Genomic DNA, 14,959 nt, shown 5'->3' on the forward strand with positions numbered 1-14,959 from the left:
GTGGGGGCCGCCGCTCCCCACAGTATTCCTATAATTTGCCTACCAGATCCAGGCCCGGCTTCAGCGTGGCTTTACCCGGCTTCCAGCGGGCGGGGCAAACCTGGTCGCCGTGCTCGGCCACAAACTGGGCGGCCTCCAGCTTGCGCAGCAGTTCCTCTACGTTGCGGCCGATGCTGGTGTCGTGGATTTCATAGGCCTTGACCACCCCTTCAGGATTGATGACGAAACTACCGCGCAAGGCCTGTCCTGCCCCTTCGATCATCACGCCGAAAGCCCGGGAAAGTTCGCCCGCGCAGTCCGCCAGCATGGGATAACGGATTTTGGCAATGTTGGGCGAGGCGTCGGCCCAAGCCTTGTGCACAAAGGCGCTGTCCGTAGAGACGGAATACACTTCGCAATTGAGCTTTTTAAAGGCCTCGTAGTTCTCGGCCAGATCTTCCAGCTCCGTAGGGCAAACAAAGGTAAAATCCGCAGGGTAAAAGAAGACCACAGACCAGTGCCCCAGCAACTCCGCATCGGTCACGGTTTTCAGCTCCCCGGCCTGATAGGCCTGCACGCTGAACGGAGCCACTTTTTTGTTGATAAGATTTTCCATACTGTCATCCTTGTTCGGCGGAGCGTACCGCTCCGGCAAAGGTTTTTTGCTGTCTCTTTTTGAAAACAGTATTCAATCTTGTTATTCCTGTCAAGAACAGGGCAGCGAGAAATACCGCGTTACTGTAGTCTGCGCACGCCCTAACGACAAGGCCGTCGCGCCTGTGCGTAAAGCGTGCGCTGGTTTGGGGACTGCGCGTTGCTTTTTAAATAAAAGTGGTGCATCCTAGAAGCCGCGCGGACATCCCCAACCGTCACGCTTCCCCGCCTGGAAGCGTTTTGGCAGCCCCGCGCGCTGCCAGACCGCTTTCGGGAGCAGGCGCAATTATGACAGCAAAACCGAGGACCGTGGGCCTGCCGGAATTTCTGGACTTCATGAACCGCAAGGGCCTGAACACCACCTCGCAGCGACGCACCATTGCCGAGGCTTTTTTTGAACTGCCCGGCCACCACTCGCTGGAAGAATTTTACCAGCATATTTTGCAGCGCGATCCCGGCATCGGGCAGACTACGGTTTACCGTACGCTCAAGCTGCTCTGCGACGCGGGCCTGGCTATGGAGATCCACTTCAGCGACGGCATCACCCGCTATGAAGTGGCCAGGCCCGACAGCCACCACGACCACCTGGTCTGCCTCGGCTGCGGTAAGATTGTGGAAATCTGCGATCCCCGCATCGAAAAACTGCAACGCGAACTGGCCGAAAAATACGGCTTCAAACTGCGCGGCCATGTGCACAACCTCTACGGCCTCTGCGCCGAATGCCGGGCCAAGGCCGCCAAAGAGCTTTAGGGCTTTTCAAGGTTGAAACGCCCAGGCGACTGCTTGCGCAACCGCCCACCACGCAAGTTAAGCGCAAGGTATCTGCAAGGTTAAGTTCTGAAGCGCGCGAGCCGTAACTGTTGAGCATATGTATTCTTAAAGGCAAGCTGCGCTGAGACAAACGCACCTTAGCGTTCCCCTGTGGTTGCGGGCCTGCCTTTTAGGGCGCGGCCAGAAAAAATTTATTTCCCCCCGCAAAGAACTTGACTTTCATTTTCTAAAGAACCATCTTCTTGCTACAGACAACCGCGGTTGAGCGTCACATGTCGCGACGCCGCCGCGCCAAGGTGAATGCATATGGATCTGCAACTTGTCCTCATTATTCTTTGCGTCCTGGTGGCGCTGGTCTTCATGATCCGGCGTATGCGCCGCGCCATGCGCAGCGGCCAGTGCGGCTGTGGCTGCGACGCCAAGGCGCACCCCACCTGCAATTGCGGCGGGCAGGCAACTATTGAGCCTTTGCACCCGGAAAAAACAGAAAAAAACAAACTGTCCTGAGTGTTCCTGTCACCATGCCGCCTCGGCTTACGGCGGCGGACTTTACTCGCCCCCTCCTCCCGTTTCCCTGGGGGAAACGGATATGCGAAACCCCGGCCTTTCGGTCGGGGTTTCGTCATGTTCAGATGTTGTTGCCCAATTTCTGCTGCGCTGTCCGCACGCCCGGCAACCGGCGATCTGCCGCCACCTGTCCTGGCGGCAGCCGTATACGGCAGTCGGGAACTTCGCCCAGGGCAAGATAATCTGCTCCTCGAGCATTTAACACTTGAAATGCTCGCTTACGGCAGGCAAAAGCCTGCCTTCTCGCATTTCGTGGCAAAGGATTTTCAAGAAAATCCTTGCAGAGCAGTTAGCTCATTCCATTCGCTAACTGCTCTAAGCCCGCCTCTGCAGCCGGTCGCGCAACAGAATGGCCAGCAGGTTCATGCCCAGCACCAACAAGAGCAGCACCAGGCCCGTGCCGTACTGCAGAGGGCGGGTTTTTTCGATTTCCGTACCCGCCGTGGCCAGTACATACATGTGGTAGGGCAGGGCCATGACCGCACTGAATACGGAATCGGGCGTGCGCGGGGTGTAAAACACGGCGGCGGTAAACATGATGGCCGCGGTTTCACCCGCCGCACGGGCCACCCCCAAAATGGCTCCGGTAAGCATGCCCGGCAAGGCGCAGGGCAGCACCACCCTGGCGATGGTCTGCGACTTGGTGGCCCCCAGGGCCAGGGAGGCTTCACGGTAAGTATCCGGCACGTTGCGCAAGGCTTCTTCGGCCGTGCCGATGATCACCGGCAGGGTCAGCACGGCCAGGGTCAGCACGCCGGAAAGAATGCTCACCCCAAAGCCGCAAAAAGTGACAAAAAAAGAAAGTCCGAACAGGCCGAAGACCACCGAGGGCACGCCGGCCAGGTTATTGACGCCCAGGCGCACATAGCGGGCAAAAGGGCTGCGGCCCGCATACTCGTGCAGATATACGGCCGAGGCCACTCCCAAAGGAAAGGCCAGCAGCAGCGAGCCCAGCGAGAGAATGGCCGTGCCCACGATGCAGGGCCAGATGCCCCCCTCGGTCATCATGTTGCGGGGCGCCTGGGTGAGAAATTCCCAGCTCAGGGCCGGCAGACCGTTGCGCAGCAAAAAGGCGCACACCCCGAGCAGAGCCAGAACGTTACAGGCGGCCACAGCCCGCAGCAGCCAGAACATAAGGGTCTGGCGGCGGGCCCGCCGTCGTCCGCTGGCGGGCAGGCGCAGAGCGGACGACGGCGGAGCGGGCGGCGGGACGGGCCTGCCGCCCTGGGGCACGGACGGCAGCGTGGGGGTGGGTATGATGGAAGGCATGAAAATTCCCCTTGTTACAGGCTGGAGGTGCCGGCCTGGCGGTGTTTTTCAGCAATATGTCCGGCCAGAACATTGAAGGCCAGCGTCAGGAAAAAGAGCACTATGCCAATGGCGAACAGGGCATGGTAGTGTTCACTGCGGAAGGGGGCTTCGGCCATTTCCGCAGCTATGGAGGCGGGCATGGGCCGCACCGGATCCAGCAGTGAAGTGGGCAGAATGGCCGCGCCGCCGGCCACCATGAGCACCACCATGGTTTCGCCTATGGCACGGGACATGCCCAACATTACCGCCGTGCCGATGCCGGAAAGGGCGGCTGGCACCACCACGCGCACCGTGGTCTGCCAGCGGGTGGCCCCCAAAGCCAGGGAGGCCTCACGCAGGTCACGCGGCACGCTGTAGAGGGCGTCCTCCGAAACAGAACAGATGGTGGGCACGCTCATAAGGGCCAGCACCAGGGAGGCGTTGAGCAGGTTGAGGCCCGAAGCCGCGCCCAGGGCGTCCTGAAGAAAGGGGGCCAGCACCACCATGCCCAGAAAGCCCAGCACCACCGAGGGCAAAGCCGCCAGCAGCTCCACAAAGGGCTTGACCACGCGGCGCACGGCCGGGTGGGCGATTTCCGTCAGATAAACGGCCGTGAGCACGCCCAGGGGCACAGCCAGCAGCGATGAACACAGCGTCACGGCCAGCGAAGCCGCCAACAGCGGGAAAATGCCGAACAGGCCGGGCTCCTCCGTGGGGTACCAGAGCTTGCCGAACAAGAAATCGATAAAGGAATACTCGCTGAACAGCGGCACGCCTTCCATAAACAAAAACAACACAATGCCGCCCAAAGCCAGCAGAGAACTGCCCGCCAGGACGGCCAGGGTGTGCCGCACCAGATTTTCCCGCATTGCCGAGCGCATGGCCCCTCCCCTTCCCAGATGGTCTTGCATGATTTTTATTGGCCCTGGTCCACACCGGGCGGCCTTGTCCCGCCGACGGCGGAGGCCTCCGCCACGGCAGAGGCCTCCACGCGAGGCTTTATCACCCCGCTGTGTGTGGGTCGTCCTTATTTGGCCAGGGGCACATAGCCCACTTCCAGCACGTTCTTCTGGCCCTTGCCGGGATCCAGCAGGTAATCCACAAAGTCTTTAACGCTGCCGGCAGGCGCACCGTTGGTAAAGATGAACAGCTCGCGCGCGATGGGCCACTGCTTGGAAAGCGCCGTCTGGGCGTTGGCGGTCACCTTGTTGACCGTAAGGCCCTTGGTGGACTTGTCCACATAGCCCAGACCGATGTAGCCGATGGCGTTTTTATTTTTAGAAACAGCCTGCACCACAGCGCCGTTGGAAGCCTGCATAAGGGCTGCGGGGCTGACGCGCTGCTTCTTCATGACCATTTCTTCCCAGCACTCAAAGGTGCCGGAAGAGGTGTCGCGTGAGATGACCACGATCTTGGCGTTCGCGCCGCCCAGGTCTTTCCAGTTGGTGATCTTGCCGGTGTAGATGTCGCGCAGCTGCTCAACGGTCAGGCCGCTCACGGGATTGGCGGGGTTAACCACGGGCACGATGGCGTCCACGGCAATGGCCGTGCGCTGCGGGTTCACGCCGTTCTTTTTGGCCGCTTCCACTTCCTTGTCCTTAATGTCGCGCGAGCTCATGGCGATGTCGCACTGTTTTTCCAGCAGGGCCTTGAGGCCGTTGCCCGAACCGCCGCCGGAAATGCTCAGCTCCACGCCGGGGTGCGCGGCCATAAAGGCTTCGCCCGCCTTCTGCACCACAGGCAGCACCGTGGTGGAACCGTTGATAACGACCTGCCCGGCCGCAAAAGCCGGGGCGCTCAAGCTCAGCATGGCCAGGGCCAGAACCAATTTTTTACCAATAAACATGAATATGCTCCTTTGTTGCACTTTGGTTGCGTATGCCGTTCCGGGCGGGCCGTTTCCCGCCGCGTTTCCCTTTTGGCCCGCCTCTGTTACAGAATGATGACGGAACGCAGAACACTGCGTGAAACCGCGCAACACCCTGCCGCGCCGCGCAAAATTCTGTCAGCCCCGTTGACGGCGGCTGTCACGCAATTGTCACACAGCCACCACACGCCTGGCGCACAACCGCGCTGAACTGGGTCGGGAAAAAGGAAGACGCCATGCAGCAGATACTTGTAGTAGAAGATGAGGCCGACATTCGCGAACTGTTACGCTTCAATCTGGAGCGCGAAGGCTTCAGCGTGCTGGAAGCGGCCGACGGCCCCCAGGCCCTGGACATGGCCCGGCGGCACACGCCCGCGCTGGTCCTGCTGGACGTCATGCTGCCGGGGCTGGACGGCTTTGAAGTCTGCCGGCGGCTGGGCGCGCAGACGGAAACGGCTCACATCCCCATACTCATGCTCACGGCCCGCGGCGAAGAGATGGACCGGGTGGTGGGCCTGAGCCTGGGCGCAGACGATTATGTGGTCAAACCCTTCAGCGTACGCGAGCTTATGCTGCGGGTACGGGCCGTGCTGCGGCGCGGCGGACGCGAAACCCAAAGCCCCGCGCTGGAACGTCACGGCATTCGCCTGCGCACGGACGCCCATACCGCCGAAGTGGAGGATACCCCCCTCAACCTCACGGCCACGGAATTTCGCCTGCTGGAAGACCTGCTGCGCCACGCGGGCACGGTGCGCACCCGCGAGCAACTGCTCAACAAGGTCTGGGGCTACTCCTTTGAAGGCTATGCCCGCACGGTGGATACCCATGTACGCCGTTTGCGCGCCAAACTGGGGCCCGCCGCCCCCCTGCTGGAAACTGTGCGCGGCGTGGGCTACCGGATCAAGGAATAGCGCGGCAGAGCCGACGGCGTCATGCCCCCCGCCGCTGGCCCCTCCCCCTGTGACGGAAGGTTGCAGGGCACAACAATCTTATACCCCGGTGAAACACATGCTTTCTTTCAGAACGCGCATTTTTGGCGGCATGCTGGCCGTGGCCCTGGTGGTAGCGGGCATAGCCGTGTTTACGGGCCGTTCGTGGTTTGAGGAGGGCCAGTTGGAGGCCGCGCGGCAGCGCCTGCTGCGTGAAACGACCCTGGCCGCCGCCCTGCTGGCCCAGCTGGGGCCAGAACCGGCAAGTCTGCCCCAACTGGCGCGCATCCTGGACATGCCCCAGGAACGCCTGACCCTCACAGACGCCACGGGGCAGGTGCTGGCCGACACGTCCCCCGGCGCACAGCCGGTGACGCGCCTGGACAACCACGCCGATCGCCCCGAAATCCACGCCGCCCTTATGGGCGAGCCGGGCTTTGCCCTGCGCCCCAGCGGCACCCTGGGCACAGACATGGCCTACGCCGCCGTGCCCGCGGCCACCGGGCGCGTGCTGCGGGTGGCCGTGCCCCTGGACCACCTGCGCCAGGACATCGCCCACCAGGCTTCTTTTTTCACCCGTCTGGGGCTGACGGCTCTGTTGCTTTCACTGGTCCTGGCGGGCGTGCTTTCCGGCGCGCTGCGCCGTTCGCTGGACCAGATGGTGGCGGTGGTGGAGGCCATTTCGCTGGGACATTTTCAGCGTCGACTCCGGCACATCCCCGGCCGGGAATTTGCCCCGCTGGCCGAGGCCGTCAACCGCATGGCCGAGAATATTGAGGAACACATACGCGCCGCCGCAGAGCAGACCGCCCAACTGGAATGCGTGCTGGAAACCATGAGCGACGGCGTGCTGGTACTGGGGCCGCGTGGCCGCATCCGCCGCTGCAACCGCGCCCTGGCCCGATGCTTTCCCCAGGCCGCCGCGGCTCAGGGCGCGCCTGTGGTGGAGGTCATCCCCTCCCCCGCTCTGCAGGAAGCTGTAGACGCTCTTATGGCCGAGCCGGAAGCGCGAAGCGATGAAGCCGAATCCAGGGCCCGCCGGCAACGTTATCTGCACCTGGAGCTGTCTTCGGGCGAAGTCATGTCCGTCTGCCTTTCCCGCCCTTCCGGCCAGGAGGACGCGCACGTGCCCACCGGCGTGGGCGCGGTGGCCGTGTTCCACGATATCACGGAGCTCATGCGCCTGGAGCGCGTGCGCCGCGACTTTGTGGCCAACGTGTCGCACGAGCTGCGCACGCCCCTTACGGCTATCCAGGGCTATGCGGAAACCCTCATGAATCTGGACCTGCCGCCCCAGTGCCGCCGCTTCGGCGAGATCATCCTCAAACACGGCCTGAGCCTTTCGCGCATGGTGGAGGATCTGCTCTCTCTGGCCCGCCTGGAGGGCAAGGGCGGCAGCCTGGAGCTCAGCCCCATTGATCCGCTCGAGGCTCTGAACCAGGCCACGGCCCAGTGTCACGAGAGCCTGGAGGCTAGACGCTGCACGGTAGCGGTGAACATGCCCCAGGGCTGCCGGGTCATGGCCAGCCAGCCCCACCTGACCCAGGTCTTCCGCAACCTGCTGGAAAACGCGGCCCGCTTTACGCCTGAAGGCGGCACTGTGCGCGTGAGCGCGCAGGAAGCGGAAAACACGGTCACCTTTCGCGTGACGGACGACGGGCCGGGCATTCCCAAGGCGGATCTAGAACGGATTTTTGAGCGCTTCTACCAGGTGGAGCGCCACCGGGGCCAGGCCAGCACCGGGCTGGGCCTGGCCATCTGCAAGCACATCATTGAGCGGCACGGCGGCCATATCCGGGCGGAAAGTCCGGCCCCGGACGGCAGCACGGCCCTGGTCTTTACCCTCACACCCGTCCACGGAGCGGCACACTCATGAAGGAAGCACTGCTGACGCGCAAGGTCAGTGTTTTTTACGGGCAGAACAAAGCCCTGCACGAGGTCAGTCTGGAGTTCCCCCCCAGCCGGGTCACGGCCCTCATCGGGCCTTCCGGCTGCGGCAAATCCACCTTTCTGCGCTGTCTTAACCGCATGAACGACCTGGTGCCCGGCGCGCGCGTGGAAGGCGAAATCCTGCTGGACGGGCAAGACGTGAATCGCCCGGACACAGACGTAGTTTCCCTGCGCTGTAAGGTGGGTATGGTCTTTCAGAAGCCCAATCCTTTCCCCAAAACTATTTATGAAAACGTGGCCTACGGCCTGCGCGTCAACGGCCTGCGCGACGAAAGCCTCATTGCCGAAAAGGTGGAGCTTTCCCTGCGCCGGGCAGCCATCTTTGACGAAGTGAAGGACCGCCTGCAGGCCCCGGCCCTGGGGCTTTCCGGCGGGCAGCAGCAGCGTTTGTGCATTGCCCGCGCCCTGGCTGTGGAGCCGGAGGTGCTGCTTATGGACGAACCCGCCAGCGCCCTGGACCCCATTGCCACCCAAAAGATAGAAGAAAGTATCCGCGAGCTGCGGCAATCCCTGTGCATTATCATCGTCACCCACAATATGCAGCAGGCGGCCCGCGTTTCTGACTACACGGCCTTTTTCTACATGGGCAAACTCATTGAACACAATACCACGGACAGCATGTTCACCCGGCCGGCCAAAAAGCAGACCGAGGATTACATTACCGGCCGCTTCGGTTAGAGGGAGGGATTCTCTTATGCAACAGGAAATCAACTACTTGCAGCAACTGCTCGCCACTCTGCGCACCCGTCTGTTGGTCATGGCCGCCAGCGTGGGCATCGCGCTGGAAGAAGCGGGCAAAGCCCTGGCCGCCAACGACCCTGGCAGGGCCACGGCAGTTATGGAAAACGACGCGGCCATCGATGCCCTGGAAAACGAAATTGATGAAATGGCCCTGCAGCTGCTGGCCCGCACCCAGCCCGTGGCCGGCGATCTGCGCTTTGTGGTCAGCGCCCTGCGCATGGTGGTGGACCTGGAGCGCATCGGCGACGAAGCCGTGAGCGTGGCGGAACAGGCCGTGCTTATGCAGGACACGCCGGGCTGCGCCGTGATCCCACAGGTGCTGCCCATGTTTCAGCGCGCCCGCGAGGCCTATGAACAGGCCGTGCGCATTTTTCGTGAAAACCGCGCCGACGAGGCCCTGCAGTGCATCCACGGCGATGGCGAAGCTCTGCAGTGCGAGGTGCGCATCATCCAGGGCATTATGGAGCGGCTTTCGGATCCGACCTCTGGCCTCAAGCCGCCTTTGGCCATGCACATCATCCTCATCACCCGCTCCCTCACGCGCATCTGGCGGCGCTCCATCAATATTGCGGAGCACGTCTACTTCATCAGCCAGGGCGAGAGCCTCAAACACAACAAGCTCGAAGACAAAACCGCCCCTCCTGCGGCTTTGGCGGACGGGATGGAAGAAGACATTGCCACAGCGACAGAGGCTCCGACGACGGCAAATCCTGCGGAGGTCTAACCGGACGGGCGACTTTGTCCTGCAAGGCCGCCCTCGCCGCCGCATCCTCGCCGCCGCCCTGCCGTTGCATCCTCGCCGTTGCATCCTCTCTGGCGCGCCTTTGCTATGAAGCGCCGCGCCCCCAGCTGTTGCGCGAAGCCACCTTGGACCGCCGAGCTTGCGAGGCGGGGGCTGGTGTCGTAAGGATTGGGGGAAAATAAGATTTTTTTGATGCCGACAAGGAAACGGCGGATTTTTGCGCGCAGCGGACTCAAGTCCGTGAGCAGCAAAAACCCGCCGTTGACGCCGTCGGCGCAAAAAAGGCTGTTTTTGTCCAAACGGTACGATAATCTCCTGCCCCGCCCTGCGGCTGCCTCTACGCCAGAACCCGCCGCCCTGCCGTTGCATCCTCTCTGGCGCGCCTACTCCTCAGGCGGCAAGCCCGTAAGCGCGCGCACATAGTTATTCAGAAAACAAATGGCGTCCACGCTGAGAATCTCGCACAAATGGGGCGGATCCTTCTTGTGGAAGCCGCCGGGCCGCAGATCACTGCAGCCCAGACTGCCAAAACGCGCGGCAAACTCGCGGGCATAAGCGGCACAAATATCCACGGTTTCGTCCTCGCTCAGCCCCAGCCGCGCCCCGTACAGCCCAAGAAACAGCAGACCGCCTTCCACCAACCCGCACTGGGCGCCAATGCCCCCGGCCCCGTGGCAGCCCACCACGGCCTGATACAACTGTGGGTGCACCTCCTGCCCCGTCAGGCTTTCCATGCAGCGCAGGGTAGTACGCGCGCAGTTCATATCCCTGTCCCAGTAATAGTGGCGCACCAGGGCGGCCACGCGGTCGTGTACGGTCATGACGTCCTCACCAGGTTCAGAAGGTGTCGCCAACGCGGCAGAGCCAGATCCAGATCAAGATAGCCGGGAGGCAGGGCCAGCGGGGCCGCTGCGGCCAGGGCGGCCTTCACGTCCTCCAGAGTGCCCGTGCGGGGCAGGCCCGGCACATCCTGCAAGGGGCAGAGGTCAAAATCATTGGCCGGCAGCATGACCATGACCGGCAGCCCCTTGAGGGCCGCCTCCAGGGCCACGGTAGTGGAGTTGCTGGCCCAGACCAGCACGCCCGGCGCAAGCTGCGGTCCGATGGGGCCTTCCAGCACCCGCACCTCGCCCGCGCGACCGCCCAGCAGGATTTGCAGACGCTCGCTCACGGGCAGGTACGGGTGGGGCTTGACGCAGACTTCCCAACCCTCCAGCAGCCCGCCCAGCAGGGAGCGGGCCAGCAGCCGCAGGTGCGCGTCTGTTTCATCGGCAAAAAAACCCGTCACGGCCAGCAGTCGCCGGGGGGACGGCGGGGACAACGGCGCGGACAACGGGGGCACGCCATCCGCAAAAGAAGACGCAAAAGACGGCGCAGAGGCAGCAGCGGGAGAGCCGCCTGGCGCGGATGCGTCTGCAGGGGCATTCCCGTCAACGGTTCTGGCAAGATAAAGATAGCGCAAGGCTTCCACCAGGTCCAGCCTGTCGGCGGGCAAGCCCGCCTCCTGCCACTGCGCCAGGGCAGAGCCGCCATTGGCGCGCACCTGATCGGGCTGCAGAACGGCCAGGGGCGGCGCAAAGGTGCGAGGATCGTCAAAATAGCGGAAGTCTGTGGGCCGGATGGTGGAATGCTGGGCCCCCACCACCGGGCCGTTGCCCGCCCGGTGCGTGGCCGCTGTGAGCATACGCTCCCATGGGCAGTTTTCCAGAGGAAAGAGCGTCCAGCGCTGGGGCCCGGCGGCCGCGGCGTAACACTCGCAGGCGCGCAGCTGCAGGCAGCGCTCCAGGCCGCGCCAGCCCCGGAAGGATTCAGCCCAGTACGGCCCCAGGTATTCCCAGAAATTCAGCTGCGACCCCGGCAGCCGGAAGGCCGGACGCGCGGCCCGCTCCAGGCGCAGGCTGGAAAAGCAGATGCGCATGTAGCGCCAAATGGCAACGGCCAGATCGCGGGGCCGCAGCAGCTCCTCCAGATAGTGGAAGCTGCAGCCGTCCGCGCCGTTCTGCCGAAAACGGTCGCGCAGAGCCAGACATTGGTCCAGGCTGAGCTGCGGCGCGGGAAAACGGATGAACAGCCAGCGCACAAAATGCCTGCCCTCGGCTTGGGCGGTGGCGTTGAGGGCGTCGTGCAGGCTCTCCCAATAGCGGGAGCGGAAGCGTCCCTGCCGGGCCGCGTCCATATCCACGTTGGGGAAGTAAGTAGCGATGGTGGCGGTTTGTCCGGTTGTGGGCGACAGCGGGCAGGCAGGCAAGCGCCGCCGCACGGTCCACCACCAGTGGGCGTAGCGGGCCAGGGCGCGCACAGGCGCCGGGCAGGCCGCGTAACAGCGCTGCAGCAGGCTTTGCCGCACCGGAAGGGCGGCGTCCGTATCCGGCCCCACGGCGGCAAAGGTGCGGCCTCCGGCACGACAAAAGGCTTCCAGCACGCGGCGTAGGCGCGCATCGCCGCCGTTCAGACGCAGGGACGTGACGCCCTTGGCGTCCATAAAGCGTTCCAGAGCGCGCAGTTTGTAAACTTCGTAGAGACCCGGCGTCATCTTGGGATGGCGTTCGTAAAGCAGGGAGCACCACCACAGGGACAGAGACGCTCCACCGGTAAGGCGATCCTGCAGTTCGCGCCCTCCTGCGTCCAGCCGACCCAGCTCATAGGCCCAAGCCGCGTGTTCCGCGCGGATGTCCGCAAGCTCCCGCCGCAGCAAGGCAGGCAGAGAGTACTCACCCTCCGGGGCCTCCCAACCCTCCCAATGGAGCACCAGGCGTTCCGGCCCGCAGTCCGTGCAGCAATCCCGTCCGCAGGGCTGCGGACGGGGCGCCGCCACCGCCGCCACTACCAGTTCCAGTTCCATAGCCGCACCTCAATGGTCCGTTGCGGGGGCTGCGTCGCAGGCCCGACCCGCGTCGGCGTCGTTGCAGGCCGCCCAGATGGAAAGGCCGTAGGGCGGGCGCAGCACGCCTTTTTCTGTGATGATGCCCGTAATAAACGCGGCCGGGGTCACGTCAAAGGCAAAATTGTATACGGGTACGCCCTCTGGACACAGGCGGGTCGGGCCCATCTGGGTCACTTCCTCGGCCGGACGCTCTTCAATGGGGATGGCCGCGCCCGTAGGCGTGGCCGGATCAATGGTGGAAAGAGGCGCGGCCACATAAAAAGGGACGCCGAAGTGCCGGGCCAGCAGAGCCACACCCAGGGTGCCGATCTTGTTGGCCGTATCGCCGTTGGCGGCAATGCGGTCCGCGCCCACCACCACGCGCTGCACCAGCCCCTTGCTCATGAGCAGGGCGCAGGCATTGTCACAGGCCACAGTCACGGGGATGTCGTCCTTGTGCAGCTCCCAGGCGGTAAGCCGCGCGCCCTGCAGAAAAGGCCGTGTTTCGTCGGCGATGACCCGGATGCGCTTGCCGGACTCCACAGCGGCGCGCACCACGCCCAGAGCCGTGCCGTAGCCCGCTGTGGCCAGCGCCCCGGCATTGCAGTGGGTCAGCACGGTGTCGCCGTCCTCCAGCAGAGCCGCGCCGTGGTGGCCCAGGGCCCGACAGGCGGCCACGTCCTCTTCCTGCATGCGCCTGGCCTCTTCCATAAAGGCCGCCAGCAGGGCTTCCCGTCCCGTTTCCGGCCCCAGCCGCCGCCACAGGGCGCGCAGGCGCTCCACAGCCCAGCGCAGATTCACGGCCGTGGGTCTGGCCTGGGCCAGGGCTTCCAGGGCCGCGTCCAGCCGGGCGGGCCAGTCTGCGCCAGGCGGCAGGCCGTGCAGGGCCAGCACGCAGCCCCAGGCCGCGGTAACGCCGATGGCCGGCGCACCGCGCACCACCATACGGCGCAGAGCTTCGGCTACTTCCTGAGGCGTACGGCAGAGAACGTAGTCCTCCGCTGTCGGCAGCAGACGCTGGTCCAGCAGGCACAGTGCCGGAATGGCGGGGTCAAAGCGGATATGTTCTTCCATACCGTCCTCCTGGCGTAGCCCAGACTACACCAAGCGGCTTCCAAAGGCAAAAGCGCCTTTACAAAACGGCGGGCCGCTGGCTATGCTGCCTGTGCCGGAAACGCGGCCGATTGCGGGGCCGCGGCCCGGGCTGACGCGCTGCCCCGGACGGGCTTCCGCATGGTGCGGAGGTCACGCCGCGGGCGTCTGACGCGCCGAACCATTCAGGAGCCAGTGACATGGAAGATTTCTCGCGGATTCGCCGTCTGCCCCCCTATGTGTTTGCGCTGGTGGGCGACCTCAAAATGCGGCTGCGGCGGCAGAACATTGATATTGTGGACTTCAGCATGGGAAATCCGGATATTCCCACGCCGCCCCACATTGTGGAAAAACTTGTCGAGGCCGCCCAAAAGCCGGTAAACCACCGTTATTCCCTTTCCCGCGGCATTCCCAATCTGCGTAAGGCCATCTGCGACCGTTACGCCCGCAATTACGGCGTGCAGCTGGACCCGGACAGTGAAGCCATTGTCACCTTGGGCTGTAAAGAAGGTCTTGCCCACCTTTCTCTGGCCATGCTGGAACCGGGCGACGTGGTGCTGGCTCCCGACCCCACCTACCCCATCCACAAATACGCCTCGGTCATCGCCGGGGCGGACGTGCGCAGCGTGCCCATCGGCCACGGCCGCGATTTTTTTGAGGATCTGGAAACAGCCACCCGCCAGGCCTGGCCCAAGCCCAAGGTGCTCTTTCTCTGCTACCCGCATAACCCCACCACAGAAGTGACCGACCTGGAATTTTTCCAGAAGATTGCGGATTTTGCCAAAGAGAACAATATTTGGGTGGTGCACGATCTGGCCTACGCCGACCTGGTCTTTGACGGCTACAAGGCCCCCAGCTTTTTGCAGGCCAAGGGAGCCAAGGACGTGGGCGTGGAGTTTTACTCCATGTCCAAAAGCTATTCCATGCCCGGCTGGCGCGTGGGCTTCTGCGTGGGCAACCAGCACCTGATCCACTCTCTGGCGCGCATCAAGAGCTACCTTGACTACGGCATGTTCCAGCCCATCCAGATCGCCGCCACCGTAGCCCTCAACGGCCCGCAGGACTGCGTGCAGCACATCTGCGACGTGTACAAAGAACGGCGCGACTGGCTCATTGACGGGCTGAACCGCATCGGCTGGCAGACGCCTTCGCCGCGGGCCACCATGTTTGTCTGGGCGCACATCCCCGAACCCTTCCGCAAACTGGGCTCAGTGGAATTTTCCAAGCTGCTGTTACAGGAGGCCCATGTGGCCGTTTCACCGGGCCTGGGTTTCGGCTCCTACGGCGACGAATACGTACGCTTTGCCCTTATCGAAAACGACCAGCGTACCCGACAGGCCATGAGCAGCATGCGGCGTCTGCTTTCCGGCGTGGGCGACTAGAGCATTTAACACTTGAAATGCTCGCTTACGGCAGGCAAAAGCCTGCCTTCTCGCATTTCGTGGCAAGGATTTTCAAGAAAATCCTTGCAGGGCAGTTAGCTCATTTCATTCGCTAACTGCTCTAGCCCCAAC

At 63.4% G+C, this 14,959-nt stretch carries 15 protein-coding genes; 7 read left to right on the forward strand and 8 right to left on the reverse strand.

All coding sequences use genetic code 11. The annotated features are described in order from the left end of the window. Positions 1-28: 28 nt before the first annotated feature. Positions 29-595: an alkyl hydroperoxide reductase subunit C gene (gene ahpC / locus J7I12_RS06040; protein ID WP_118230532.1), complete on the reverse strand. Its 567-nt coding sequence runs from the start codon at positions 593-595 to the stop codon at positions 29-31. A gap of 326 nt (positions 596-921) precedes the next feature. Between ahpC and J7I12_RS06045 the strand changes: the two genes are divergently transcribed. Both J7I12_RS06045 and J7I12_RS06050 read left to right on the forward strand, forming a co-directional pair. Next, complete coding sequence (locus tag J7I12_RS06045) at positions 922-1,383, forward strand: Fur family transcriptional regulator (RefSeq protein ID WP_118230531.1); 462 nt, start codon at positions 922-924, stop codon at positions 1,381-1,383. Positions 1,384-1,710: 327 nt separating this feature from the next. Continuing rightward, a complete protein-coding gene (locus J7I12_RS06050) occupies positions 1,711-1,911 on the forward strand; it encodes a hypothetical protein (RefSeq protein WP_498794137.1) in 201 nt (66 codons plus the stop codon). A gap of 375 nt (positions 1,912-2,286) precedes the next feature. Here the strand turns inward: J7I12_RS06050 and pstA are convergent, their stop codons facing one another. The 3 genes from pstA to J7I12_RS06065 all read right to left on the reverse strand — a co-directional run bounded on the left by pstA (position 2,287) and on the right by J7I12_RS06065 (position 5,107). Then, positions 2,287-3,105: a phosphate ABC transporter permease PstA gene (gene pstA / locus J7I12_RS06055; protein ID WP_118230564.1), complete on the reverse strand. Its 819-nt coding sequence runs from the start codon at positions 3,103-3,105 to the stop codon at positions 2,287-2,289. A gap of 149 nt (positions 3,106-3,254) precedes the next feature. Further along, positions 3,255-4,142, reverse strand: a complete 888-nt coding sequence (pstC, locus tag J7I12_RS06060) for a phosphate ABC transporter permease subunit PstC (protein ID WP_498794138.1) — start codon at positions 4,140-4,142, stop codon at positions 3,255-3,257. A 146-nt stretch (positions 4,143-4,288) separates the two neighbouring features. Continuing rightward, on the reverse strand, positions 4,289-5,107 hold the full coding sequence (locus J7I12_RS06065) for a phosphate ABC transporter substrate-binding protein (RefSeq protein ID WP_130958297.1): 819 nt from the start codon (positions 5,105-5,107) through the stop codon (positions 4,289-4,291). A 257-nt stretch (positions 5,108-5,364) separates the two neighbouring features. Here J7I12_RS06065 and J7I12_RS06070 point away from each other — a divergent pair, with 257 nt between their 5' ends. The 4 genes from J7I12_RS06070 to phoU all read left to right on the forward strand — a co-directional run bounded on the left by J7I12_RS06070 (position 5,365) and on the right by phoU (position 9,472). Next, the gene (locus tag J7I12_RS06070) at positions 5,365-6,039 is read left to right on the forward strand and encodes a response regulator (protein WP_130958296.1); all 675 of its coding nucleotides are present in this window, start codon (positions 5,365-5,367) and stop codon (positions 6,037-6,039) included. Between the two features lie 97 nt (positions 6,040-6,136). Then, entirely contained in the window at positions 6,137-7,933 is a 1,797-nt protein-coding gene (locus J7I12_RS06075) for a HAMP domain-containing sensor histidine kinase (RefSeq protein ID WP_118230526.1), read from the forward strand. Further along, entirely contained in the window at positions 7,930-8,685 is a 756-nt protein-coding gene (gene pstB / locus J7I12_RS06080; protein WP_118230525.1) for a phosphate ABC transporter ATP-binding protein PstB, read from the forward strand. Before J7I12_RS06075 ends, pstB begins: the two co-directional genes overlap by 4 nt. A gap of 16 nt (positions 8,686-8,701) precedes the next feature. After that, positions 8,702-9,472 (forward strand): phosphate signaling complex protein PhoU, encoded by a 771-nt coding sequence (gene phoU / locus J7I12_RS06085; protein WP_118230524.1) that lies wholly within the window; start codon positions 8,702-8,704, stop codon positions 9,470-9,472. Here phoU and J7I12_RS06090 read toward each other — a convergent pair. From J7I12_RS06090 to mtnA, 4 genes are all read right to left on the reverse strand, one after another. Further along, a complete protein-coding gene (locus J7I12_RS06090) occupies positions 9,469-9,789 on the reverse strand; it encodes a hypothetical protein (protein WP_498794141.1) in 321 nt (106 codons plus the stop codon). The two genes, phoU and J7I12_RS06090, sit on opposite strands and share 4 nt — an antisense overlap. Positions 9,790-9,873: 84 nt before the next feature. Further along, entirely contained in the window at positions 9,874-10,311 is a 438-nt protein-coding gene (locus J7I12_RS06095; protein WP_130957740.1) for a C-GCAxxG-C-C family (seleno)protein, read from the reverse strand. Continuing rightward, positions 10,308-12,332 carry a TIGR04326 family surface carbohydrate biosynthesis protein gene (locus tag J7I12_RS06100; RefSeq protein ID WP_498794142.1) on the reverse strand — a complete coding sequence of 675 codons (2,025 nt, stop codon included), beginning with the start codon at positions 12,330-12,332 and terminating at the stop codon, positions 10,308-10,310. The genes J7I12_RS06095 and J7I12_RS06100 overlap by 4 nt, the downstream gene beginning before the upstream one ends. Positions 12,333-12,341: 9 nt before the next feature. Continuing rightward, a complete protein-coding gene (mtnA, locus tag J7I12_RS06105) occupies positions 12,342-13,427 on the reverse strand; it encodes an S-methyl-5-thioribose-1-phosphate isomerase (protein WP_118230835.1) in 1,086 nt (361 codons plus the stop codon). Positions 13,428-13,645: 218 nt separating this feature from the next. Here mtnA and J7I12_RS06110 point away from each other — a divergent pair, with 218 nt between their 5' ends. After that, positions 13,646-14,827 carry an aminotransferase class I/II-fold pyridoxal phosphate-dependent enzyme gene (locus J7I12_RS06110; RefSeq protein ID WP_118230834.1) on the forward strand — a complete coding sequence of 394 codons (1,182 nt, stop codon included), beginning with the start codon at positions 13,646-13,648 and terminating at the stop codon, positions 14,825-14,827. Positions 14,828-14,959: the final 132 nt, after the last annotated feature.

Source organism: Desulfovibrio diazotrophicus (genome assembly GCF_902498985.2).
In the GTDB taxonomy this organism is placed as follows: Bacteria; Desulfobacterota; Desulfovibrionia; order Desulfovibrionales; family Desulfovibrionaceae; genus Desulfovibrio; species Desulfovibrio legallii.

Coding starts and splice junctions, on each gene's coding strand:
- ahpC (WP_118230532.1), bottom strand. CDS start 595: ATGGAAAATCTTATCAACAAAAAAGTGGCTCCGTTCAGCGTGCAGGCC.
- J7I12_RS06045 (WP_118230531.1), top strand. CDS start 922: ATGACAGCAAAACCGAGGACCGTGGGCCTGCCGGAATTTCTGGACTTC.
- J7I12_RS06050 (WP_498794137.1), top strand. CDS start 1,711: ATGGATCTGCAACTTGTCCTCATTATTCTTTGCGTCCTGGTGGCGCTG.
- pstA (WP_118230564.1), bottom strand. CDS start 3,105: ATGTTCTGGCTGCTGCGGGCTGTGGCCGCCTGTAACGTTCTGGCTCTG.
- pstC (WP_498794138.1), bottom strand. CDS start 4,142: ATGCGCTCGGCAATGCGGGAAAATCTGGTGCGGCACACCCTGGCCGTC.
- J7I12_RS06065 (WP_130958297.1), bottom strand. CDS start 5,107: ATGTTTATTGGTAAAAAATTGGTTCTGGCCCTGGCCATGCTGAGCTTG.
- J7I12_RS06070 (WP_130958296.1), top strand. CDS start 5,365: ATGCAGCAGATACTTGTAGTAGAAGATGAGGCCGACATTCGCGAACTG.
- J7I12_RS06075 (WP_118230526.1), top strand. CDS start 6,137: ATGCTTTCTTTCAGAACGCGCATTTTTGGCGGCATGCTGGCCGTGGCC.
- pstB (WP_118230525.1), top strand. CDS start 7,930: ATGAAGGAAGCACTGCTGACGCGCAAGGTCAGTGTTTTTTACGGGCAG.
- phoU (WP_118230524.1), top strand. CDS start 8,702: ATGCAACAGGAAATCAACTACTTGCAGCAACTGCTCGCCACTCTGCGC.
- J7I12_RS06095 (WP_130957740.1), bottom strand. CDS start 10,311: ATGACCGTACACGACCGCGTGGCCGCCCTGGTGCGCCACTATTACTGG.
- J7I12_RS06100 (WP_498794142.1), bottom strand. CDS start 12,332: ATGGAACTGGAACTGGTAGTGGCGGCGGTGGCGGCGCCCCGTCCGCAG.
- mtnA (WP_118230835.1), bottom strand. CDS start 13,427: ATGGAAGAACATATCCGCTTTGACCCCGCCATTCCGGCACTGTGCCTG.
- J7I12_RS06110 (WP_118230834.1), top strand. CDS start 13,646: ATGGAAGATTTCTCGCGGATTCGCCGTCTGCCCCCCTATGTGTTTGCG.